Raw genomic sequence first — 23354 nt, 5'->3', positions numbered from 1 at the left:
TTACGATTGTTATTCACCGCGATGGGTAAGTATCGCATCAACAATACCGTAATCGACTGCTTGCTGCGCTGACATAAAGTTATCTCGGTCAGTATCACGTTCAATGACATCTAGTGGCTGTCCGGTATGCTCTGCAAGTAGCGTATTTAATTTATTCTTGATGCTCAAAATTTCTTGTGCATGGATCTGAATATCCGATGCCTGCCCTTGGAATCCACCGAGTGGTTGGTGAATCATGACACGTGAGTTAGGCAGAACGTAACGTTTGCCAGGAGCACCACCTGCCAATAAAAAAGCGCCCATAGAGCAAGCTTGTCCAACACACAGGGTACTTACATTCGGTTTAATAAACTGCATCGTGTCATAAATCGACATACCTGCGGTTACGCTGCCACCGGGTGAGTTGATGTATAGAAAAATATCTTTATCTGGATTTTCAGATTCTAAGAAAAGCAGTTGAGCCACGACAAGATTTGCCATGTGATCTTCTACTTGACCCGTTAGGAAAATAACACGGTCTTTCAATAAGCGAGAATAGATGTCGTATGAGCGCTCACCACGAGAAGTTTGTTCCACCACCATGGGTACTAGCGCGTCAATAATTGGCGACATTGCATTTTTTTCTTGGTAGCTCATAGTCTTAATATCCCTAAAATAAATGGCCCGAATGATGGGCATCACACGGACCATTGTTAGCAGAAGAGTCGAGGTTTCGTCAACCCTTCTTGCTGATCACCGACTAAAATTAAGCCGCTTCTGGGTTCATTAGCTCATTAAAGCTAACGGTTTTTTCCGTTACTTGTGCTTTGGCAATGATGGCATCAATCGCTTGCTCTTCTAGAGCTACATTGCGCATGTTGTTCATCATTTGCTCATTTTGCTGGTAGTAAGCAATCACTTCACTTGGATCTTCATAAGCGGTGGCCATCTCTTCGATGATCGCTTTTACTTTCTCTTCATCCGCTTTCAGCTCTTGAGTACGGATCACTTCACCAAGTAGTAGGCCAACAACAACACGGCGTTTCGCTTGTTCTTCAAATAGCTCACGTGGAAGTTGGTTAGCCGCTTCAGTGTTACCACCAAAACGTTGGGCTGCTTGCTGACGTAGTACGTTGATTTCTTGGTCAACCAAAGCAGAAGGAACCAGTAGTTCGTTCTCTTTTACTAAGCCTTCAATCGCTTGCTCTTTAACGCGTGTTTTGATCGCTTGCTTTAGCTCACGTTCCATGTTTTTGCGAACTTCAGCTTTAAGACCTTCAAGACCACCGTCTGCAACGCCAAATTTAGCAACAAATTCATCGTTCAATTCTGGTAGCTCACGAGCTTCAACTTTGTTTACTTTGATAGCAAACTTAGCCGCTTTACCTTTTAGATTTTCCGCATGGTAATCTTCTGGGAAAGTCACGTCGATTTCAAATTCCATGCCTTTGGTTTTTCCAGCAATACCGTCTTCAAAACCAGGGATCATACGGCCTGCGCCCATTTCTAGTGGGAAGTTTTCCGCTTTGCCGCCTTCAAACTCTTCACCGTCAATCGAACCGATGAAGTCGATAGAAACACGCTTACCTTCTTCAGCCGCTTCATCCACTTCTACCCAAGTCGCTTGCTGCTTACGAAGCGTTTCTAGCATTTCAGCGACGTCGGCGTCGGTCACTTCTGCTGCTGGTTTTTCTACCGTAATGTTTTCTAAACCTTTCAACTCAACTTCTGGATAAACTTCAAAAGTAGCGGTGAATACCAAATCTTGGCCTTCTTCCATTGAAACAGGAGCAAACGTTGGTGCGCCCGCTGGGTTGATTTTTTCTTTTACGATAGCTTCGATAAAGTGACGCTGCATCACTTCTCCAAGCATATCTTGACGTACTGCTTTGCCGTACATCTTAGCAACCATCTTCATTGGCACTTTGCCTTTACGGAAACCATCAAAACGACGGTTTTTCGCGATGTTGCGTAGTTCCGCTGTCACCGCATCTTCGATGTTTGCAGCTGGAACAGTAATATTGAGACGGCGCTCTAGGCCTTCTAGCGTTTCAACAGTAACTTGCATTATTTATAAACCTCAAAACTGGCTCAGTATTACTGAGCATCATGAGCCAATACGTTGACTGGCTGCATCCTTGTGTGGTGCTCGATTGAACACTTAGCGATAAAACATTGAGCATCGGCGTATCCAGTTAACTCACCTTCACGCCGGACTAATGAGTGATATCTTTGCCGATTTGCGCCGAATAAAGGTATCTCTGATTAGTCTCAGGACAAAAATTTAGACGCGACATTCTACCGACCCAAGCTTTTGCTGTCGAGTTAAACCCCAAGCCGGAACCCGTCAATCTGATAAAAACTCGCCTAAGTGCTAAAAAATCCATCACCTCGTTTCAACACGCTGTAATCGAAATGGGGACAATAAAGGCTTTTTCAAGAGAATCGAGGTCTTTTTTTATCCAAATCGATAAAAAGAGATCTTGCTCTTACTTTTATACTTTAAAAAAATCGATACTCGACGGTCCCACCGTAATGACGAGTCTATAGTCAACAAGGCATCGTCGAGATGAGAATAGGATGAAGGTCCTACTTAAAAAAGACCGATAGTAACCTCGAGGCGCAAGAGAACATAAGCTAAGAAGAGCAGCTTATCGACAGCGTCTTTCCCCAATCTGGCGGCAATTGAGCATAATGCTCATTCTCGACTTGTTCAGAAAAAGGGTGACGTAATACGTTGGTTAACCGCTCCAGTTCACGATAGTCCCCCTGCTCAGCGCGTTCAATTGCGATCTGTGCCAAGTAATTTCGTAAAATGTATTTCGGATTATGGTTGCGCATGGTTACACAACGCTCAGAAGCTAAGATCGAATAGCCTTGAGCATCTTTCTCTTGCTGACAACGCTGCAGATAATGCTCTAGCCACCGCTGACCAGCGTCTCTATCAGCAACGAGATCGATAACGCTTTGTTCATCAGCATGATCTAAACACGATAACTGACGCATAAAACGCGTGTAGTCGACTCGATGTTTCGCGAGTAACGTAAATAGCTGGTCGAATAACTCACTGTCCCCAGGCTGCTGGGTCAATAAGCCTAGTTTCTGACGCATTAGCTCACTAAAATATTGATTAAGTAGCGGTTCATAACGGCTCAAGGCTTGTTCTAAATCTTCGCGGTCAATAAGTGGTGATAAAGCGTGTGCTAAAGCAGACAGATTCCATAAACCTATTCTTGGTTGCTGATTAAACGCATAACGGCCTTGATAATCCGAGTGGTTACAAATAAAACTTGGGTCATAATCATCTAAAAACCCAAAAGGACCATAATCAAACGTTTGTCCAAGAATAGACATATTATCCGTATTCATCACCCCATGAGCGAAACCGACCGCTTGCCATTGAGCAATCATCTTTGCGGTTCGCTCAACAACCTGTGCAAACCAATCAGCATAAGGGTTATCCGCTTGCAGACATTGCGGATAATGCCACTCGATAACCTTATCGGCCAATAAACGTAGCTCATTGATTTGATTAGTATAAAAGAAATGCTCAAGGTGACCAAAACGCACGTGGCTTTGGCTCATCCTGACTAATAAAGCGCCTTTTTCTGCTTGCTCACGATAGACTAGCGTATCACTAACCATCATCCCCAGCGCTCGAGTGGTGGCAATGCCTAATCCCGCCATCGCCTCGCTACATAAATACTCACGGATTGTCGAACGTAAGACCGCACGCCCATCCCCCATCCGTGAATAAGGGGTAAGTCCAGCACCTTTTAAATGCAGATCAAAGACTTCCCCTGAGAGACTGGTTATTTCGGCTAATAGCACACCTCGCCCATCGCCTAAATCTGGATTATAAACCCCGAATTGATGACCCGCGTATTTCATTGCCAATGGTTTAAAACTCTCCGGCATCTGTAGTCCAGAGAAACAAACAAGCAGTTCTTGATCGGGTTGATCGGGTAAACCGAACTGAGTAGCGAATTCCGCATTCCATGCTATCCATTGTGGATTATCGAGCGGTTGAGGCATTACTTCTCGATAAAAAACCTTGGGTAACGCATGGTAACGATTGGTCAGTGTCGTGGTTTGCCAGATAGACATCAATGCTGCTCTTTTGGTGGTATTTTGTGAAAAATAGCAAATACCCGAGTAAAATACTAGGTTTTATATTATCCTCTGCACACTCGGTTTTCGATGGATAACACTCATCAAAACAACCTTGCGCTGAACGCAGCGTCGCTTTCAGTATGACAAGAAAAAGAGCGCTATCCCCGAATAACGAGGAGTCGCAGCGAAGTGGCAAGTGAGTGAAGCCCGATGAACATAGACACGATGTGATAGAGATAAACAAACGCCGCTCACACCGCTGCAGCTTCAAGTTGGAAGGGTATATACTCACTAAACGTAGCCGAGTGCATTACACCAATAAGGGAAACATTATGTTGTCGATATTTGATATTTTTAAAGTTGGTGTTGGGCCATCGAGCTCTCATACCAACGGACCGATGATCGCTGGCTTTCAATTTTTATCCTTGATTGAGGATATATCGCTGGTGACCAGAATCCAGATTGATTTGTATGGCTCATTAGCATTGACCGGAAAAGGTCATCATACCGATCGCGCGGTATTACTCGGACTACTCGGTAATCAGCCAGATACTATTGATATCACACAAGCGAAGATGGATTTACACACCATCCAACAAACCGCTACATTAAATTTAGCAGGTAAAAAAAACATCCCTTTTTCTCATCAAGATGATCTCCTTTTTCATCCACAGAGCTTACCTTTACATGAAAATGGCCTAACGTTTAGCGCGTTTGATCAGCAACATCGCCTTGTCGCTTTTGAAACTTACTACTCAATTGGTGGTGGGTTTATTGCTACCGCTGCGCAACTTGAACATGGTCACGCCGCTTCACCCATTAACGTTGAATTTCCTTTTACCTGTGCCGATGACTTGCTCAACAAAGCGCAACGTAATGGGCTTAGTCTCGCCGGTCTCGTTCTTCGCAATGAACTTGCTTTGCGTGATGGGCAAGAGATCGATCGAAAATCAGAACAGATTTGGCAAGTGATGTCCTCTTGCATGGAACGAGGGTTTGAAACCGAAGGCATTTTAGAAGGCGGACTTAATGTGACTCGCCGAGCACCTGCGCTCTTGAAAAAACTCGAAGCCAATGCGTCCACAGAACAAGACCCATTAGAAGTCATGGATTGGATTAACTTATTTGCTTTTGCGGTCAGTGAAGAAAATGCGGCTGGAGGTCAGGTCGTCACTTCCCCAACCAATGGCGCAGCCGGAGTTATTCCCGCAGTACTGATGTACTATCATCGCTTTATTCGCCCTTTGGATCTTAAACAGATTAAAGATTTTCTCGCCGTCGCGGGGGCAATTGGTATGCTGTATAAAATGAATGCCTCCATTTCAGGAGCCGAAGTCGGTTGCCAAGGAGAAATCGGCGTATCCTCTTCGATGGCGGCGGCAGGATTAACGTCATTACGTGGCGGCAGTAATGAGCAAATTTGTATGGCAGCAGAAATTGCCATGGAACATTCACTAGGAATGACATGTGATCCAATTGGCGGCTTAGTGCAAGTTCCTTGTATTGAACGTAATGCGATGGGCGCCGTTAAAGCGATTAATGCCTCTCGCATGGCACTGAAACGCACAAGTAAGTGCTTAATCTCTTTAGATAAAGTGATTGAAACCATGTTCCAAACAGGGAAAGACATGAATAAAAAATATCGTGAAACGGCGTTGGGAGGTTTAGCGTTAATTCACTTAGCCCCCCCTTGCGAATAATGCTTACCCTGACACGATAGATAGATGCAGATGCGAACCAAGGATGGCTCTTATCTATATGAATGACGCTTCTACCCATACCAACATTATTCTTTAATCAGTAAAGACGGTTTATTTGACGAGGTATCAAGCATGTTATCGATCTGTTTACGCTGTTTAATCCATCGATAACTGAGCGACAATAGACACAGCTCGTAGATCCAAAATGCATAACCCAATATATTCACCAACAATGAAAAACTGACACTTTGATGCCATTGGCCTGACTGATACACCACGAACCCAACCCCTAGTGGTAACACACCAACGAGCAAAAACAGCGATATCTGATAAGGCTGAGACAAACGCCATGCGGTAATGAGCCCGCGTGGTTCATCGTCGATCGATACCGCAGGGATCACTAATAGGCAGCGAGAAAATAACCAAATAACCGGTACAGCCAATAGCAAAAACAGCAACGCTAAACCAAAGAAAGAGAGTTCAAATAGAATCATGACTGAGAAAGTGAATAGAAAAATAAGTACCAATAATCCCGAAAATAGCAATAACCAATAACCGATGACTCTCAATTCCCTTAGCCCAGAGACGGGTTGTGGATTCTTCATCTCGAATGAATGATCGAGTAAAATAGCTCTGTGCATTCTGACGGTAACCCAAGCCGTCACACCAATCATCACTACCCCCGTTAGGAACACCAAAGGCATTTGCTCAGAGAAAAACGGATTGGAAAGAAGCCATCCCCCTAACTGAGTGATCACTAAATGTGGCCAAGAGAGCCATAAAAATTTCCGCCATTGACGTTTAATCAGCTGAGCCGCGCTGACTAAAGTATATAAAAGCGGTAATGGACAGGACTTCATGAGTGTTACCTCAATGTATGGTAAACCGATAAATGTCATCTATCGGTTGACGAAAAATAAGCTAGTACTATGGACCATGGTGACTATTTTTTCAGCGGCAATCGCGTGACAAGCATCCAGGTTGTGCGACAAGTTAATGACATTTCTGTTATAAAATTAACCCTATCGACACCACCTAATGCGGTAACGAATAGATAGCTCACTATCTTTAACCTTGAATCGCGCCAATAAATTAGCCAGTATGGTTAAAAAAGGAGTTCATAAAGTATGAGTAATATCGCGCCACGCTTAACTCTGCGTGTGATTGAAAAGAACGATTATCCTGAGTTAGCCGCACTGATGGATCTCGTTTTCCACGATGTTGGGGGAGCTTGGCCACGAATGACGATCATGGATCTCATTCATCAATTTCCCGATGGTCAGATTTGTATCGAAGACGATGGTAAAATCATCGGTGCCGCTCTCACCATCAAAGTCGATTACAACCGATTCTCTCTACCGCATGTCTACACTGACATTATCAGTGAACATAATGTCATTCAGCATAAAACCAGCGGTGATGCTCTCTATGGCTTGGATGTATTTGTCCATCCTGATTATCGTGGTTTACGTTTAGGGCGACGGTTGTACGCGGCGAGAAAAGAGTTATGCCGCAGTAATAACCTTAAGGCGATTTTAGCGGGTGGACGTATACCAGGCTATGCTCAACACGCCGATCAAATGCCCGTTGCTGACTATATTGAAAAAGTAAAACGCCGTGAGTTACACGACCCGATCCTCTCTTTTCAATTAGCGAACGATTTTGATGTTAAGCGTATTATGCGCCATTATCTCCCAGAAGATGACCACTCAAAAGGCTACGCAACATTATTAGAATGGGATAATTTTTTCTATGAGGCAGATATTCAGTCGGTACACGACGTTGAAAAAACGCTGGTTCGTATTGGTATCATCCAGTGGCAAATGCGCGCCGTTGATGGCGTAGAGGATTTGCTCGATCAAGCTGAGTTTTTCATTGATTCATTAGCCAAATATCAAGCCGACTTTGCCCTGTTCCCGGAGTTTTTTAATGCGCCACTGATGGGATTAAAACGTGAACAAAACAGCGTCGAAGCGATTCGTTTTCTTGCTTCTTTTAGTGAACAAATCAAACATCATTTCTCAAAGCTGGCCGTCACTTACAACATCAATATTATTGCTGGCAGCATGCCAGTGTTAGAAAATGGTCAATTGTATAACGTAGCGTATTTGCTGCATCGTGATGGTTCTATCGACGAACAATACAAAATACACATTACTCCCCATGAAAAACGTGACTGGGTAATTGATGGAGGCAATCAAGTCCGCGTATTTGAAACCGATGCCGGACGAGTGGGGATTTTAATTTGTTATGATAGTGAATTTCCAGAACTAGGAAGGATGTTAGCAGAGCAAGATGTGCAAATTATTTTTGTGCCATTTTGGACAGATACCAAAAATGGCTATCAACGTGTGCGGCTTTGCTCGCAAGCCAGAGCGATTGAAAATGAGTGTTATGTAGCTATCGGGGGAAGCGTCGGTAACCTGCCACGGGTTGATAATGTCGATATTCAATATGCGCAATCGGCTGTATTTTCACCGTCCGATGTTTTTTTTCCACACGATGCAACGATCACTGAAGCAAGTCCTAACACCGAAATGATCATTTTTGCCGATGTTGATCTCGATAAACTGAAGCAGCTCAATACTGAAGGCTCAGTGACTAATTTACGCCATCGTCGTATGGATCTGTACGGTGGATTTACTCCCCCCAAAAACTAACCTTCTCCTAACAAAATGACACGCACTCAAGACAACCTACTGTTAAAAATGAAATTATTCACCGTAGGTTGTCTTTAACTTTGCTACTCACCCCTCAAAACGTTAAATTAATGTTACCAAACTCACCATCATTCATTCCGTTCACGTTAGAATACCCTGTCACACGCACATAGGAACTGACTTTTATGGAACATTTACTCGCTGATTTTCCGGTTATTACTGAAATCCCTGTGGCTTGGGGAGAAATGGATGCGCTACAGCATGTGAACAATGTGGTTTACTTTCGTTATTTTGAAACCGCGCGTATCGACTATTTCAAACAAGTTGCCCTGATGGAAGAAACGCAAAGTACAGGTATCGGCCCAGTGCTAAGTGAAACCCAATGCCGTTACAAAATTCCGGTCACCTTTCCTGATACCTTACTGATTGGTTCACGTGTAGTTGATATTCAAAGCGATCGTTTTACTATGGAATATCAAGCGGTCAGTAAAAAAATGGGCAAAGTGACCACGACAGGCTCGGCGACCGTAGTCATGTTTAACTTCAAAAACGGACAAAAAGCTCACCTATCCGACAAACTGATCCACGCCATTAATACGATTGAAGCAACATCGTGATTCCAACCACCTTCTCCCTGACATCGCTTTAAGATGATTTTGAGAGCTATTAGACAAAACGGCCTTTCTCCGAGAAAGGCCGTCTCTTTTCGGCAACAACCATGATCATTGTCATCATTAACCCCCTTTAATTCGGTATAGTTTCCTCATCTTACAGACTGAAACACTAGGTAATTACTTTTTATAACACTTTATACTCATTATCTAACTCTGAAGTGGTGATATTCTCTGCTCAAAATGGTTCATCATCAACATCTTCGATGCCCAGACAACATGAGATAGCGAGTCGGTGGTCAGTGAATCCGTGGCCTTAAGATTGGTAACATTATGATTAAGTGTCATTGATACATTCAATACCTCGGCAACGGCAAGTGAGAAGGGATCGTCAATTACTAAATTAAGAGAGGCACTATGTTACTTATTGCACAATTAGTTATCGGGCTTACCCTGATATTAATGATCAGTGGTCGAACGCCACTGTATATGACCGCGATTATCGGCTCGACATTGGCCGCTTTACTGGCTGGTTTCCCCGTCACCGGCGGTGCGGATATTACTGTTTTGAAAATGGTCAACGGCAGTTTACACCCCGTGATTGCTGATATGGCGGGTGTATTACTTTTTATTGGTGTCATGGAAAAAACCGGCTTCCTCAACGTGATTATTCAACGCATCATTTTGTTGGGTAGCCGCTTTGGAGGAGGCCCTGGCATTGCCAGTGCAGGAACCGTCGCTGCTGGCGTGATTGGTGGTCTGACTGGTTTTACCCAACCCGCTATTACTGCGGTCATTACTGGTCCTGCCGCGATTAAACTCGGTGTTAATCCAGATAAAGTCGCAGGATTACAAGCGCATGCCGGTCACTTAGGTAACTTTGGTGGATTCACTCACCCAACCCTACTTGCTGTCATCGCCACTGCTGGTATTGGCTTTGGTATGATCAACGTCATTGGTGCGGTGACCGCTTTATCAATTATTGCGATCAGCTTTTGGCGTCTACGCGTTGAGCAAAAACGTAGTGGTATTACTTATACTCAAGAGCAAATCAATGCCATATTGCAAGACATTAAAGATAAATATGAAGATAAAAGCTTTTTAATCGCTATGTTACCTTTTATTGCCTTGGTGATTGGTTTTGCTATTGGTTATCCAGTGTTTCTAGTCGGCGTGTTCTCTGCTTTGTTAGTCGCCATTTTAGCCAAAACACCACTAGGACAAGCTGAATCAATGATGCTTGAAGGCGTGCAACGAGTCGCTATCCCACTCATTGCGACTATCGGCTTTTTATTTATGTCGACTGTCATTCGTAATGTTGGTGTTGTGGACATGGTCGCCAACTGGTTTGATCCTGCGCTGAACTACGCACCGATCGTGGTAATGTTGTTAGTGTCAGCGATTGCTGGTTTGATCACTCAATCAAACGCAGCATCAGCGGCCATTGTATTACCATTTTTAACCATTGTTCTGAAATACGATGTTTCTCCACTCGCTGCCGCTGCTGCTGCTGCTGGTGGTTGTGCGGTTATGCAGTACTTCTTAACAGGGGGTCCCGTTGCTGCTCTTTCAACCACCGTGCCCGTTGTCCCTGGTTCAGAGCTAAAAGCGGCGAACCGCTTCCAACGCCCTTCTATTTTGGGGGGATTATTGGTGTTATTGGCGATTGTTGTCATTATCTAAACCTAATAGACTCCTCTCATGCTGAAACATCGCATAAGATAATAAGAAAAAACGCTAAGTAACCCTGTTACTTAACGTTTTTATCCGAGGAGGCTCGATATACATCGCCGCTATAGACTATACCCAAACGAGTTGAAGTTGCAGGTAGGCGGCAAGTGAGTAAATCCCCATGAGCATAGGCAAACTATGTGATTGGGGTGAACGAACGTAGCCAACATCGCTGCAGCTTCAAGTAGGAAGGGTATTCAATATATGGTTAATATCTGGTTTAGGTAAACACTCAAAACCAGGTTTAGCAAAGACATAACCTTGACTTAATGGAACGCCCAGTGCGATTAAACAGCCCAACTCCGCCAGCGTTTCAACCCCTTCGGCCAACGGTGTAATATTCAGATCTTTAAACATCGTTAAACAGTTACGCACTATACTTTGTCGGGTCAGATCCACATCAATACCACGAATTAACTGCATGTCTAATTTAACGATATTGGTTTGAAAATCAGCCAAGAGATTCAATCCAGAATAGCCAGAACCGAAATCATCAATCGCGGTTAAAAAGCCCAACGATTTATAATACTCCACTACTCGTTTAACGTGTGTCGTATCTTCAAATTTTTCAACTTCAGTAAATTCAAATAAAATCCGTGAGATAGGAAAATCATATTGTTGCGCTGCTTCTATCGTTGTCCGCAAACAGCGCTCTGGTTGATAAATCGCATTCGGTAAAAAATTGATACTCAACATCGAATCTAACCCTAATTGGCTAGCGAGCTGAATCGCCTTTACTCGGCAAGTTTGATCAAACAAATAACGGTTATGCTCATTAATTTGAGAAATTATTGAGTAAGCAGACTGCTCCTGCTCGCCTCTCACCAATGCTTCATAGCCAAAAATCGTCCGATTTTTAACATCAATGATCGGCTGAAAAGCCATCGTAAATGAAAATTCCAGTCCATCATGAGATTGGCAGTGAGCACAACTCACACGAGAAACAGGATCAGAGCAAGAAGTCATAACAACGAGCCTTATCAAACAAACTTATACACCAGAAAATAGTAGCATAATAATCAAGCAAAACCTGCGATTCTTTAAAAGTAAACCGAACCGATTCTGATCCTATTTTTAAATAAGCAAGTGGATTTACCCTATTACGCCATAGCCGATTATCAAATTTGTATTACTCTTATTAATGGAAAGGATTTGATTCAATGCATCCCCTTGCTTAGGATATCGTTATGCGTAATAACCAACCAACGACCAATAAAGAAAAAACCTTTGACCCAAAAACCAAATTAATTACGGTGACCGACACCCAAGGTATTATTTTGGAATGTAACGATGCCTTCGTCGACATCAGTGGTTTCAGCAAGAACGAGCTGATTGGTCAACCGCATAATATCGTACGCCATCCCGACATGCCCGCTGAAGCATTTGAGGTAATGTGGCAATATCTAAAAGCAGGAAAGCCTTGGATGGGGTTGGTGAAAAACCGTTGTAAAAACGGCGATTTCTATTGGGTAGATGCTTATGCCACTCCAATTACTAAAAATGGAAAAGTCGTGGGTTATGAGTCTGTCCGTTCTTGTCCAGAGAGACAAGCAGTTGCTCGTGCAGAAAAGTTTTATCAACGAATTAAGTCTGGAAAATCAACAAAGTCACTAACTTTGTTCGCGCACCCTGAATATCTATTGTTAAGTATCGCTCTCTTGTTCGCCATTGTTTTATGGAATATCGGTTACTCTCAACTCTCTGAGCGCTTTTTTCTATTGAGTGTTGTTATCTTCTCGGCTTGGATCTCATACTCACGCAAGAAAATGTTTGCATCACTCAGCGCACTACTGAAAAACTCATTTAGTCACCCGTTAGCGGTCAGCACTTATACAGACGATAGTGGCGATCTAGGAACGATTAAAGTCTCCCTCCACAGTCAAGCCGCTCATCTCAGTACCATTTTGGCGCGAATTGAAAACGCGGCCAGTGACGTTTCATCGGGCATGAAGCGTGGGCAAAGCTTAACTCAAAGCGCCCGTAAAGAAATCATACGCCAGCAAGCCGAAACCGAGACTGTCGCTGCGGCAATGAACCAAATGAGCACTTCAATCAATGATGTTTCCGAGCATGTTAATAATACGGCAGGGCAAGCATCAACAGCCAATACTCTGACCCAACATGGTGTCACGACTGCTCACATTACTCGAGATTCGATTGAAAAGCTTAAACAAACAGTGCAACAAATTGGCCACTCTGTTGAAAGTGTTTCTGAGCAGACCACTAAAATTGCTCAAGTTGCACAAATCATTGAAAATATTGCTGAGCAAACGAATCTCTTAGCACTGAATGCGGCTATCGAAGCGGCAAGAGCCGGAGAACAAGGGCGAGGTTTCGCCGTCGTAGCAGATGAAGTCCGTGTATTAGCCACTCGAACCCAGCAATCAACTCAAGATATCCACAATATTATTTCTGAACTGACTGGTCGAGCTCAGCAAGCGGTAAAAGTGTCCAAAGTTGGCGTTGAAAATGCTGAAGAAGGATTAAGCTATGTACTCAAAAGTAGTGAAGTATTAGAAGGGATTTCACAAGCCGTTGAGCAAATTGCTGAAATGTCAGCACAAATTGCTACCGCGGTTGAGCAGCAAGCCCATGTCGCCGAAGACGTTAATCAACAAATCGTCAATATTTCAAACTTAGCGGCATCCACCCAACGGAGTGCAAATCAGTTGAATGACTGTATTAATGATGTCGATAAGGTCTCGGACGATTTGCATGAACTTGTCGTGCGCTTCAAACAATAAGCGCCGATCAAAAAGCCCCAGTACAAGTACTGGGGCTTAAAATATGGCACGCCCTACAGGATTCGAACCTGTGACCACCTGCTTAGAAGGCAGGTGCTCTATCCAGCTGAGCTAAGGGCGCGTTACGGGAAAGGATTATACGAGTTCAAGCGCGTAAATCAACGCTTTTGACCGTTATTTTCTATCAAGTGCCTAAATATAAAGCAAAAGTACTATTTTAAAACGGGTTAACGAGTACATAACTCACGATGTTATCGTCAGCCAACCACATAACGTCTTACTAAAATAGCATGACTCATCACTATTTAGCTGATCATCTTTACCGAATTTGAAACAGAAAAATCCGCACAAACATTAAAAATCAAATAGCAAACGTTTGCTTATGGATATTTTGCTTGTCATCTGCCACAATGCGCGCAAAATTTTGTGCTTTGCAGTGTAAGTAAGGAATGTTATGACGGCTCAATATATTGATGGAAAATTAATCTCGCAAACGGTGCGATCTGAAGTCGCAGCACGAGTAAAAGCCCGCACCGATTTGGGACTACGGGCTCCTGGACTTGCGGTTGTTCTGGTCGGCGAAGATCCGGCTTCGCAAGTCTATGTCGGCAGTAAACGCCGCGCCTGTGAAGAAGTCGGATTTGTCTCGAAATCTTATGATCTGCCGGCAACAACGGGCGAAGCGGAGCTCTTAGCGTTAATCGATACGTTGAATCAAGACGACACTATTGACGGTATTCTTGTTCAACTTCCTCTACCTGCTGGCATTGATACGACCCAAGTACTAGAACGTATTGTACCAGATAAAGATGTCGATGGATTTCATCCTTACAATCTCGGTCGCTTAGCTCAGCGTATCCCTAAACTGCGCTCTTGCACCCCTAAGGGGATCATTACCTTATTAGAACGTTACAATATCGAATTGCGGAGTAAACATGCCGTTGTCGTTGGTGCATCGAATATTGTAGGGCGTCCAATGAGTCTGGAATTACTGCTAGCGGGATGCACAACGACAACCTGCCATCGTTTCACTAAAGATCTTGAACACCATGTTCGTCAAGCCGACATTTTAGTCGTCGCGGTCGGTAAGCCTAATTTTATTCCCGGGTCTTGGGTGAAAGAAGGAGCTGTAGTGATTGATGTCGGTATCAATCGTCTTGCTTCTGGACAATTGATTGGTGATATCGATTTTGAAGTTGCACGCACACGAGCCAGTTTTATCACTCCGGTTCCTGGTGGGGTTGGCCCGATGACGGTAGCAAGTTTAATTGAAAACACCATGATGGCGTGCGAACAGTTCCATACTCAAGATAAAACGCAACTTTAATCACTCGCATTAATTATCTCTGATTAACAATGAGAAGTAACATGTGAGACAAAAACGGGGCGAGTAATAATCTCTCTCGCCCCTTTTATATTTATAGTGATAAGATCACACCAGCCAATGCAGCGCTCATTAAATTAGCCAAAACGCCAGCCCCAATCGCTCTAAAACCATATTGAGAGATAAAACTGCGCCGCTCTGGTACTAAACTTCCCAAGCCACCGATCAAGACCGCCATCGTCGAAATATTAGCAAAACCACATAAAGCAAACGTTATGATCGCTTGCGAATGTTCACTCAATTGTGATTGTACGTTGATGAATTGAATAAAAGCGACAAACTCATTGATGACGATTTTATTACCAATCAGCGATCCAGCGGTAATCGCCTCATGCCATGGAATGCCCAATAACCATGCTATTGGTGCAAATAAATACCCCAGTATCAGCTCAAAACTTAATGTGATGCCGATCCCGTCCCCTACCCAGCCTAATAGACCATTGAGTAAGGCAATCACGCTAACAAAAGCCAGCAGTGTCGCGCCGACCGCAACCGCAATTCGTAGTCCAGACATCGCCCCATCAGCCATCGCTTCGACGACATTGGTTGCCTTTGGCATATCAATATCGATTTCGGCCTTTTGTTGGTAGGTTTCCGTTTCTGGAAACAACATTTTTGCCATTAATAAACCGGCAGGCGCAGACATAAACGCGGCGGCAATCAAATAGTTCAAATTGACGCCCAATGACGCATAACCGACCAAGGTGCCTCCGGCAACCGATGCCAAACCACAAGTCATCACCGCAAAAAACTGTGAATCACTCATCTGCTTTAAATAAGGCTTAACCACAAGGGGAGCTTCAATCATACCCACAAAAATATTGGCGGTTGCTGACAGCGATTCTGCTCGGCCAGTACCCAGTAATTTTTGTAGCGCCCCGCCAATCAAATTAATCACTTTCGGCATCAAGCCAATATGGTATAACCCCGAAATTAACGCAGAGAAAAAGATAATGATACCAAGGACATGAATGGCAAATACAAAGCCTACTTTCTCACTGGCTAACCCACCAAAGATAAAGCTGATCCCTTCTTGGCCATAATCGATCAAATGAGCAACGGCGCCTGTCACCCCATTGAGTATATCTTTACCTGCTGGCACGTAGAGCACCAACAGGGCGAAACCAACTTGCAACAAAAAAGCCAAACCGACCGTTCTAAGTCGAATATTTTTTCTATCTGCAGAAAATAGCCAAGCAACGCTTAAAATGGCTATCACACCAAGCAATGAGATCATAAATCCAATCCGAAAAGTTACTAATAATGCAAGGCGAGGCATTCTATAGCGCAAAAGTAGATACGCAAGTAGCAAATGTTAACGGAGTAGATCAAAAATAACCCACGCGATCACTGACTATTTAAGTCATTGAATTTCAACAAAACAAACGTTTGCTTTTTGATGCTATTTCTATATGGAAATAATGTTTCTAGTCATGGAAAGAATCACTTAAGAAAAAAGAACAAACTCATGCATAGACGACCAATGTTGCCAGACGAGGAAAACAGGGGGAGATTGAAACATTAAATGGGTGGCAGACTTAGCATCCTGTCGATGCGAAGCGCACATAAGGCTCTAAGCGGCTGTCCCAGTAACAAGGACTCGCTAATTTGTCTTTGATAAAGTCGATCACCGCCGACGTTTTCCTAGGCATATGCTGGCGGCTAGGATAAACCGCATAAAACGGCATATTTTGGTTGGCGTGCCAATCTGGCAATAATTGAATCAATTGACCGTGACGAAATTCATCTTTAAGCAGATACGTCGCTAGATACGCTACCCCCCATCCAGCCACTGCAGCATCACGTACCGCTTCCGCTAAATCAACCGAGTAGTTACCCGAAACTTGTATGGTCAACTTGTGATCCGATTTTGCAAAAGACCAACGGGTATAGTCACGATCCCAACTGCGATAAATCAAACAATTGTGCTCTGATAACGCTTCCGGAGTATGCGGCGTACCATGGTGGAGTAAATAGTCCGGTGAGGCGACCACAACAAAACGGCTATCCGCTAGACGCTGAGCAATGTATCCCTGAGGTATATGCTCATTGCTGGTTATCCATAAATCGAGCCCCTCTTGTAACATGTCAACACGATGATCAAACAGGTGGACCTCGACTTGTAGCTCAGGATAACGTTGACGCAACGATTCTAGCGCAGGTAAAACATGTAAAGTTCCAAAAGATTGCGATAAACCCAAACGCAGCAGCCCAGCGACTTCATCACGCTGACTTTCAACTTCAGCTTGCGCCTCATCGACCAAACGAAGTAACTCGGCACAATGCCGATAAAAACCTTGCCCCGCTTCGGTAATGGTGACACTCCGCGTTGTACGTTGTACCAACTTAATTCCCAAAGACGCTTCAAGTAAAGCCAACTGTTTACTGACATGAGAGACCGATACCCCCAATTGCTTGGCGGCAGCGGTAAAGCCTTTTTGCTGCACCAAAGTAGCAAAAATCACCATTTGCCCAGCTCGTTCCGCTAACACTGATTTTCCTTCCAGTAAAATGCGCCTTATTATAAGACAGGTTTGAAGCGGTTAATGCACCGCGCTTTGTAACTGAGCATAACACTGGGCGGTTTCGCTGAGTATCTCTAGCATCTTAGCCGTTTCTGTTTCTTCATTCATTGCAATCCCCTGCTTGGCATTGCTATCGATTTGTGTCGCAAAAGCACACAGCTTATCGGCACCAAAACTGGCGGCACTGCTTTTAAGAGCATGACTAATTTCAATTAAGTAAGTCATATTGCCGCCATCAGCCCCTTGAGTGAGCTGCTGATGATAAAGGCGAAGTTCACCTAAAAAAATATCCATTAAGATAGGAATATTCTCTTTGCCAATCTCTTGAGCCAATGCATCAATTTTTTCGGTATTCATCCACTGCATAACGTCTCTAACGCTCCTTTTCCTGCTCTTTTTCATTCCAGGTTTGCAGTTTGCGATAAATCGTTGAGGGACTGACATCTAAATAACTCGCCGCTCTTGGAATATTGCCATCACACACTTCAATGGCTTTTTCTATCGCTTGCTTTTCCGTTAGCCATAACGGAAAAATATCATGCACAGAAAGCACCTTCTCATCCTGAGACAAAAAGGTAGGCTCTGCCATTCTTGGCGCATTGAGTGGCGGAGGCAGCATCGATAAGGTAATTTCTTGTCCATCATTCAATACCACGACATTACGCAGTACGTTTTGTAACTGACGCACATTACCTGGCCATTCATAATGCTTAAAACGCTCTGTCACTTCTGAAGAGAGACGAACAAATCCTTTGCCTTCCTCTTTCGCCATGTGACCTAATAATGAATAAGCAATTTCAATCACATCATCGCCCCGTTCTCGTAGTGGCGGTAAATGTAATGGAATCACGTATAAACGGTAATATAAGTCTTCGCGAAAACGGCCTTGTTGAACTTCTTTCCAGGGATCACGGTTCGTCGCACAAACAAAGCGCACATCGACACTGTGTAGCTTAGAAGAGCCGACTTTTTGAAAAGTACCAGTCTGGATAAAACGCAATAATTTGGTTTGCAGGTCAAGATCCATCTCGCACAGCTCATCCAAAAAGAGCGTTCCACCATCAGCTAACTCCGCAGCACCTTGTCTATCTGAGGCGGCTCCGGTAAAGGCACCTTTGACGTGACCAAACAGTTCACTTTCAATCAAGTCTTTTGGAATCGCAGCACAGTTGATGGCGATAAACGGTTTGTCGCCTCGTTTACTGGCGGCATGAATCGCTTCGGCGCACACTTCTTTACCAGTACCACTCTCACCGGTAATAAAAATGCTGGCTTTACTGCTCGCTGCGGAATCAATCGTGCGATATACCGCCTGCATCGTTTGGCTACTGCCAATAAAACCTTGGTAGTTTTGATTATTTGGATCGTGACTTTCGTTTTTAAGCTTATTCGCTTTGCGCATTGCATTATTGACGGTAACACGTAGCCGGTCAGCCTCACACGGCTTAATCAGAAAGTCTTGTGCACCTTGACGCATCGCCTCGACCGCTGTATCGATCGAGCCATGTGCGGTCATAAAGATGATCGGCACATCGGGAGATTGTTTTTTTACAGCGGCAAGCACATCCATTCCTGTCATATCAGGCAAACGCAAGTCTAACAGGATTAAGTCGGGCGTTCGTCGGTTAAGGCTCTCTATCGCATCGCGCCCGGTGCTGACGATATTAATGTCAATCTCTAGCGGAGTCAGATAGGATCGGTACAATGCTGCCACAGAAGCCGTATCCTCAACCATCAACAGATACTTGGTTTTAACGTTATTTTCGCTCAATTGCCTACCCAGCCATTTTATTTTTGCATTTTGCTTAATTGTTGCATCAAGAGTCGCATTTTGCAAACTCCTTATTACCATTATCTCGTATGCAACTCTTATATGCTCTAGCTATTAGCGATAAACTGCTGACGTAATTGCGTAATTTGATCGCGCTTTTGAGCCGCTAATTCAAATTCGAGATCTTGTGCGTGTTTGTACATTTCAGCTTCGAGCTTCATGATCTGCTTTTCTAACTGCTGGGGAGTGAGTAAGTCATAACTCGCACCGGGTTCGGCAACCTTAGCAAGTGGCACAACTTTGCTCGCTTTCTGCTGTTTCGGCTTCGTCGCATCGCCTAATTCCATAATATCTTTAATGCTGCGTCTTAGCGCTTGAGGTTCTATTCCCCGCTGTTGGTTATACGCTTGCTGCTTCTCACGGCGACGCTCGGTTTCATCAATCGCTTTACGCATTGACTTGGTAATGTTGTCCCCGTACAAAATCGCCTTACCACGCAAATGACGCGCAGCGCGACCTATAGTCTGGATCAATGAGCGCTCTGAACGTAAAAAACCTTCTTTATCAGCATCTAAAATCGCGACTAAGGATACTTCAGGCATATCCAGACCTTCGCGTAATAAGTTGATCCCAACTAAGACATCAAACACTCCTAGTCGTAAATCACGAATAATCTCCACCCGTTCAACGGTATCAATATCCGAGTGTAAATAGCGCACTTTTACCCCATGCTCGTGTAAATACTCGGTCAAGTCTTCCGCCATACGCTTAGTCAGTGTCGTTACGAGCACTCGTTCCTCTTTGGCGGCCCGAATGCGTATTTCTGATAATAGGTCATCGACTTGAGTGGCTACGGGACGTACTTCAATCTCAGGGTCGAGTAACCCCGTTGGCCGGACGACCTGCTCAACCACATCACCTGCAGATTTCTCTAATTCATAGGCACTCGGCGTTGCAGATACAAAAATCGTTTGCGGCGCTAAGGCTTCAAACTCTTCAAATTTTAAAGGTCGGTTATCCAACGCTGAAGGTAAACGAAAGCCAAATTCAACCAAGGTTTCTTTGCGTGAGCGGTCACCTTTATACATGGCGCCAATTTGCGGCACCGTCACGTGTGATTCATCAATCACCAATAAGCCATCGTGAGGCAAGTAATCAAATAAGGTCGGTGGCGGTTCACCAGCGCTACGACCACTTAAATATCGAGAATAGTTTTCAATGCCTGAACAAAAACCCAGTTCATTCATCATTTCGATATCAAATTGTGTTCGTTGTGAGATGCGTTGCTCTTCCAGTAACTTGTTATTGTCTAATAAAGTTTGACGCCGAAGTTGTAACTCTTGCTTGATCTGTTCAATCGCATCAAGAATCCGCTCGCGAGGTGTTACATAGTGGGTTTTGGGGTAAACGGTAAAACGCGCCAAATCACGCTGGCGAATCACACCCGTTAATGGGTCAAACAGGCTGATGCACTCAATTTCATCGTCGAACATTTCAACCCGAACCGCTTCTTGCTCCGATTCGGCTGGGAAAATATCAATCACCTCACCGCGAACCCGAAACTGACCGCGCTCAAAAGCAACATCATTACGGCTGTATTGTAACTCGGCTAAGCGCCGTAACATGTCACGTTGGTTAAGCACATCGCCGCGTCTTAAATGCAACATCATTTTTAGATAAGAATCGGGGTCACCCAAGCCATAAATTGCCGATACCGAAGCGACGATGATCGCATCTTTACGCTCTAATAGCGCTTTGGTCGCCGATAGGCGCATCTGTTCAATATGAGAGTTAACCGAGGCATCTTTTTCAATAAAAGTATCGGTGGTTGGAACATACGCTTCCGGCTGATAGTAGTCATAGTATGAGACAAAATACTCCACCGCATTGTGAGGAAAAAAACTTTTCATCTCACCATAAAGCTGGGCCGCTAATGTTTTATTCGGAGCTAACAAAATGGTGGGGCGTTGGGCTTGAGCTATCACATTCGCTAACGTGAAGGTTTTTCCCGACCCCGTTACTCCCAATAAGGTTTGGTGCGCCAATCCCGCATCAATGCCTGCCAATAATCGTTCAATTGCCTCCGGCTGATCGCCAGAGGGTTGGTATTCAGAGACCAGCTCAAACGTTTTGCTCATTACCCATTATCCTGCTGCATTCATTGCTTTGAATGACTATTGTCCGGTCAGCGCTGCAAACTCGCAAGTAGTTTAGGTGTTAACACTAAAAACGCGTAACGATTATCCCTTTGGTACAAAAAACATCCCATTACTTATCCACAAAAAGACTCTCGACCTCGCATCACTGCAATAATCATGAATCTGACAACTACACCTGAACAATCTGTGGGTAAAACTAAAAAATCCTATAAAGTCAAAATACTAGCCATAAAAAGCAATCGATTACACTGGCGGGAGTATGATAACAATTGGAACTAAGGCTAATTTTACAAATCCCCTTATACACTTATCCACAAAATTGGTGGATAAGTAAATGCAACGCATGCCTGATAAGGAGTACAGAAAAGTAAAGTCTCTATCATCAAAAATATCTATGATTTTTTAAGGGGTAGATATTGACAGAAAAAGAGCGGATAAGTAGTATTCTCGCCGCAAAACTATTCCCCCTTAGTTCAGTTGGTAGAACGGCGGACTGTTAATCCGTATGTCGCAGGTTCGAGTCCCGCAGGGGGAGCCAAATTCCAGAAAAAAAGACGTCCTAGGACGTCTTTTTTGCTTTTAGTCTATTTATATTTCTCACAACTGAGAAGGCAACAACATAACTCGATTAACCTAGCGGTTAAGCCACATTTTCTTCAAGCGGGGTTTCATTACCCTCTTCACTTTTCGCCACGACACCAGCAGCAATCGCATTACCCAATACATTGGTCGCTGAACGTCCCATATCTAGGAAGTGATCAATGCCAAGCAGTAACAATATGCCCGCATCAGGGATGTGAAATTGATGAAGCGTGGCGGCAATCACCACCAATGACGCGCGGGGCACGCCTGCCATGCCTTTAGACGTGACCATTAAAATAAGTAACATGGTCACCTGTTGTGCCATGGTTAACTCAATCCCATAAGCTTGGGCGATAAACATGACGGCAAAGGTGCAGTACATCATCGAACCATCAAGATTAAATGAGTAGCCCATCGGTAATACAAAACTAGAAATTCGCTTAGGAGTACCAAAAGCACTTAAACTTTCTAGCGTTTTTGGATAGGCAGATTCTGAACTTGCCGTTGAAAATGCCAACAGTATTGGCTCACGTATCATGCGAAACAGAGTAAACACGCGTCCCCCAAGCACCAAGGCTCCCATCAACAATAATGCGCCCCACAATATACTGAGTGAGAGATAAAATTGCCCCATGAACGTACCATAGGTACTCAAAATCCCCATTCCCTCTTTAGCCACCATGGCACTGATTGCCGCAAAGACAGCAAATGGAGCAAAGTTCATCACATAAGCGGTTACCTTCAGCATGATCTCTGACACACTTTTTAGCATATCAATTACTGGGTAAGCTGGAGCACCAATAGCGGCAGCAGCTAGACCAAAAAATAGAGAAAACACCACAATTTGTAGAATTTGATTACTGGCCATGGCTTCAATCACGCTTCTTGGTACAGCGTGAATAACAAAGTCCCGGAAGCTTAGTGCTTGTGCATCAACACCACTGGCTAGGGAACTGGAAGGAATATCTAAATGTAAACCAACACCTGGGGACAGAATGGTCACCATCACCAAGCCAAGAATTAATGACATCATTGACGCCATCATAAACCACATTAAGGTTTTAATTCCTATACGCCCAACCGTTGTCGTATCTCCCATTTTAGCAATGCCGACGGTTAACGTGGTAAACACTAAAGGGGCAATAATCATGTTGATCAGCCGTAAAAACACATCCGTGATTAGGGTTATGTTATTGGCAAACTCTTCTGGCTGAACAGGGGTATACCAACGAATAGCTTGTCCGGTAGCAATACCCAGCAACATAGCAATAATAATAGCTCTCGTTAACCTATTCATCTCAATGATCACTCCATGTATACAGCTTCAATTAGCTGCGTGTCGTAGCAGATGTTATTCCTGCGGAAAGCGAGGTGAACAGCAGATTAGCAGAGAGG

General features: G+C 44.1%; 17 protein-coding genes and 2 tRNA genes. 7 read left to right on the top strand and 12 right to left on the bottom strand.

Annotated elements, in window-relative coordinates; translation table 11 throughout:
* Nucleotides 1-9: 9 nt before the first annotated feature.
* The 3 genes from clpP to CAG60_RS04260 form a co-directional block, all read right to left on the bottom strand.
* On the bottom strand, nucleotides 10-636 hold the full coding sequence (gene clpP / locus CAG60_RS04270) for an ATP-dependent Clp endopeptidase proteolytic subunit ClpP (protein ID WP_004395646.1): 627 nt from the start codon (nucleotides 634-636) through the stop codon (nucleotides 10-12).
* Between the two features lie 109 nt (nucleotides 637-745).
* Nucleotides 746-2047 carry a trigger factor gene (gene tig / locus CAG60_RS04265; RefSeq protein ID WP_154168638.1) on the bottom strand — a complete coding sequence of 434 codons (1302 nt, stop codon included), beginning with the start codon at nucleotides 2045-2047 and terminating at the stop codon, nucleotides 746-748.
* Nucleotides 2048-2616: 569 nt separating this feature from the next.
* Nucleotides 2617-4086 carry a protein adenylyltransferase SelO gene (locus tag CAG60_RS04260; protein WP_161438370.1) on the bottom strand — a complete coding sequence of 490 codons (1470 nt, stop codon included), beginning with the start codon at nucleotides 4084-4086 and terminating at the stop codon, nucleotides 2617-2619.
* Nucleotides 4087-4424: 338 nt separating this feature from the next.
* Between CAG60_RS04260 and CAG60_RS04255 the strand changes: the two genes are divergently transcribed.
* Nucleotides 4425-5792, top strand: coding sequence for an L-serine ammonia-lyase (locus CAG60_RS04255; protein WP_154168643.1), 1368 nt, complete (start codon nucleotides 4425-4427; stop codon nucleotides 5790-5792).
* 86 nt (nucleotides 5793-5878) lie between these two features.
* Here the strand turns inward: CAG60_RS04255 and CAG60_RS04250 are convergent, their stop codons facing one another.
* Nucleotides 5879-6652 (bottom strand): sugar transporter, encoded by a 774-nt coding sequence (locus tag CAG60_RS04250; RefSeq protein WP_161438369.1) that lies wholly within the window; start codon nucleotides 6650-6652, stop codon nucleotides 5879-5881.
* 267 nt (nucleotides 6653-6919) lie between these two features.
* Here CAG60_RS04250 and CAG60_RS04245 point away from each other — a divergent pair, with 267 nt between their 5' ends.
* From CAG60_RS04245 to CAG60_RS04235, 3 genes are all read left to right on the top strand, one after another.
* Entirely contained in the window at nucleotides 6920-8452 is a 1533-nt protein-coding gene (locus tag CAG60_RS04245) for a bifunctional GNAT family N-acetyltransferase/carbon-nitrogen hydrolase family protein (protein ID WP_161438368.1), read from the top strand.
* 185 nt (nucleotides 8453-8637) lie between these two features.
* Nucleotides 8638-9069 carry an acyl-CoA thioesterase gene (locus tag CAG60_RS04240; RefSeq protein ID WP_004395652.1) on the top strand — a complete coding sequence of 144 codons (432 nt, stop codon included), beginning with the start codon at nucleotides 8638-8640 and terminating at the stop codon, nucleotides 9067-9069.
* A 411-nt stretch (nucleotides 9070-9480) separates the two neighbouring features.
* Nucleotides 9481-10746, top strand: coding sequence for an SLC13 family permease (locus CAG60_RS04235; RefSeq protein WP_161438367.1), 1266 nt, complete (start codon nucleotides 9481-9483; stop codon nucleotides 10744-10746).
* A gap of 228 nt (nucleotides 10747-10974) precedes the next feature.
* On the opposite strand, the gene CAG60_RS04230 is transcribed toward CAG60_RS04235, so the two are convergent.
* Complete coding sequence (locus tag CAG60_RS04230; protein ID WP_161438366.1) at nucleotides 10975-11760, bottom strand: EAL domain-containing protein; 786 nt, start codon at nucleotides 11758-11760, stop codon at nucleotides 10975-10977.
* 221 nt (nucleotides 11761-11981) lie between these two features.
* On the opposite strand from CAG60_RS04230, the gene CAG60_RS04225 reads away from it, so the two are divergent.
* Complete coding sequence (locus tag CAG60_RS04225) at nucleotides 11982-13538, top strand: methyl-accepting chemotaxis protein (RefSeq protein ID WP_161438365.1); 1557 nt, start codon at nucleotides 11982-11984, stop codon at nucleotides 13536-13538.
* 44 nt (nucleotides 13539-13582) lie between these two features.
* On the opposite strand, the gene CAG60_RS04220 is transcribed toward CAG60_RS04225, so the two are convergent.
* Nucleotides 13583-13659, bottom strand: a tRNA-Arg gene (locus CAG60_RS04220).
* Between the two features lie 333 nt (nucleotides 13660-13992).
* Between CAG60_RS04220 and folD the strand changes: the two genes are divergently transcribed.
* Complete coding sequence (gene folD / locus CAG60_RS04215; protein WP_154168653.1) at nucleotides 13993-14865, top strand: bifunctional methylenetetrahydrofolate dehydrogenase/methenyltetrahydrofolate cyclohydrolase FolD; 873 nt, start codon at nucleotides 13993-13995, stop codon at nucleotides 14863-14865.
* Between the two features lie 91 nt (nucleotides 14866-14956).
* On the opposite strand, the gene CAG60_RS04210 is transcribed toward folD, so the two are convergent.
* The 5 genes from CAG60_RS04210 to uvrB all read right to left on the bottom strand — a co-directional run bounded on the left by CAG60_RS04210 (nucleotide 14957) and on the right by uvrB (nucleotide 21356).
* Nucleotides 14957-16159 carry a NupC/NupG family nucleoside CNT transporter gene (locus tag CAG60_RS04210; RefSeq protein ID WP_161438364.1) on the bottom strand — a complete coding sequence of 401 codons (1203 nt, stop codon included), beginning with the start codon at nucleotides 16157-16159 and terminating at the stop codon, nucleotides 14957-14959.
* A gap of 301 nt (nucleotides 16160-16460) precedes the next feature.
* The gene (locus CAG60_RS04205; RefSeq protein ID WP_161438363.1) at nucleotides 16461-17414 is read right to left on the bottom strand and encodes a LysR substrate-binding domain-containing protein; all 954 of its coding nucleotides are present in this window, start codon (nucleotides 17412-17414) and stop codon (nucleotides 16461-16463) included.
* A 51-nt stretch (nucleotides 17415-17465) separates the two neighbouring features.
* On the bottom strand, nucleotides 17466-17813 hold the full coding sequence (gene luxU, locus CAG60_RS04200) for a quorum-sensing phosphorelay protein LuxU (RefSeq protein ID WP_158144094.1): 348 nt from the start codon (nucleotides 17811-17813) through the stop codon (nucleotides 17466-17468).
* Between the two features lie 7 nt (nucleotides 17814-17820).
* Nucleotides 17821-19182, bottom strand: a complete 1362-nt coding sequence (luxO, locus tag CAG60_RS04195; protein WP_161426340.1) for a quorum-sensing sigma-54 dependent transcriptional regulator LuxO — start codon at nucleotides 19180-19182, stop codon at nucleotides 17821-17823.
* A gap of 143 nt (nucleotides 19183-19325) precedes the next feature.
* Nucleotides 19326-21356: an excinuclease ABC subunit UvrB gene (gene uvrB, locus CAG60_RS04190; RefSeq protein WP_040904511.1), complete on the bottom strand. Its 2031-nt coding sequence runs from the start codon at nucleotides 21354-21356 to the stop codon at nucleotides 19326-19328.
* A 483-nt stretch (nucleotides 21357-21839) separates the two neighbouring features.
* On the opposite strand from uvrB, the gene CAG60_RS04185 reads away from it, so the two are divergent.
* Nucleotides 21840-21915: transfer RNA gene (locus tag CAG60_RS04185), tRNA-Asn, on the top strand.
* 102 nt (nucleotides 21916-22017) lie between these two features.
* On the opposite strand, the gene CAG60_RS04180 is transcribed toward CAG60_RS04185, so the two are convergent.
* The gene (locus CAG60_RS04180; protein ID WP_202598508.1) at nucleotides 22018-23256 is read right to left on the bottom strand and encodes a dicarboxylate/amino acid:cation symporter; all 1239 of its coding nucleotides are present in this window, start codon (nucleotides 23254-23256) and stop codon (nucleotides 22018-22020) included.
* Between the last annotated feature and the right edge of the window lie 98 nt (nucleotides 23257-23354).

It is taken from the genome of Vibrio sp. V33_P6A3T137 (assembly GCF_009904835.1).
GTDB classification, from domain to species: domain Bacteria; phylum Pseudomonadota; class Gammaproteobacteria; order Enterobacterales; family Vibrionaceae; genus Vibrio; species Vibrio metschnikovii.
This window is presented reverse-complemented; position numbering and strand designations above follow the sequence as displayed.

What these genes read in the sequence shown, in the direction of transcription:
- luxO (WP_161426340.1), bottom strand. Translation starts at nt 19,182, where the DNA reads ATGGTTGAGGATACGGCTTCTGTGGCAGCATTGTACCGATCCTATCTG.
- uvrB (WP_040904511.1), bottom strand. Translation starts at nt 21,356, where the DNA reads ATGAGCAAAACGTTTGAGCTGGTCTCTGAATACCAACCCTCTGGCGAT.
- tig (WP_154168638.1), bottom strand. Translation starts at nt 2,047, where the DNA reads ATGCAAGTTACTGTTGAAACGCTAGAAGGCCTAGAGCGCCGTCTCAAT.
- CAG60_RS04230 (WP_161438366.1), bottom strand. Translation starts at nt 11,760, where the DNA reads ATGACTTCTTGCTCTGATCCTGTTTCTCGTGTGAGTTGTGCTCACTGC.
- CAG60_RS04180 (WP_202598508.1), bottom strand. Translation starts at nt 23,256, where the DNA reads ATGAATAGGTTAACGAGAGCTATTATTATTGCTATGTTGCTGGGTATT.
- CAG60_RS04260 (WP_161438370.1), bottom strand. Translation starts at nt 4,086, where the DNA reads ATGTCTATCTGGCAAACCACGACACTGACCAATCGTTACCATGCGTTA.
- CAG60_RS04210 (WP_161438364.1), bottom strand. Translation starts at nt 16,159, where the DNA reads ATGATCTCATTGCTTGGTGTGATAGCCATTTTAAGCGTTGCTTGGCTA.
- CAG60_RS04225 (WP_161438365.1), top strand. Translation starts at nt 11,982, where the DNA reads ATGCGTAATAACCAACCAACGACCAATAAAGAAAAAACCTTTGACCCA.
- clpP (WP_004395646.1), bottom strand. Translation starts at nt 636, where the DNA reads ATGAGCTACCAAGAAAAAAATGCAATGTCGCCAATTATTGACGCGCTA.
- CAG60_RS04240 (WP_004395652.1), top strand. Translation starts at nt 8,638, where the DNA reads ATGGAACATTTACTCGCTGATTTTCCGGTTATTACTGAAATCCCTGTG.
- luxU (WP_158144094.1), bottom strand. Translation starts at nt 17,813, where the DNA reads ATGCAGTGGATGAATACCGAAAAAATTGATGCATTGGCTCAAGAGATT.
- folD (WP_154168653.1), top strand. Translation starts at nt 13,993, where the DNA reads ATGACGGCTCAATATATTGATGGAAAATTAATCTCGCAAACGGTGCGA.
- CAG60_RS04250 (WP_161438369.1), bottom strand. Translation starts at nt 6,652, where the DNA reads ATGAAGTCCTGTCCATTACCGCTTTTATATACTTTAGTCAGCGCGGCT.
- CAG60_RS04255 (WP_154168643.1), top strand. Translation starts at nt 4,425, where the DNA reads ATGTTGTCGATATTTGATATTTTTAAAGTTGGTGTTGGGCCATCGAGC.
- CAG60_RS04235 (WP_161438367.1), top strand. Translation starts at nt 9,481, where the DNA reads ATGTTACTTATTGCACAATTAGTTATCGGGCTTACCCTGATATTAATG.
- CAG60_RS04245 (WP_161438368.1), top strand. Translation starts at nt 6,920, where the DNA reads ATGAGTAATATCGCGCCACGCTTAACTCTGCGTGTGATTGAAAAGAAC.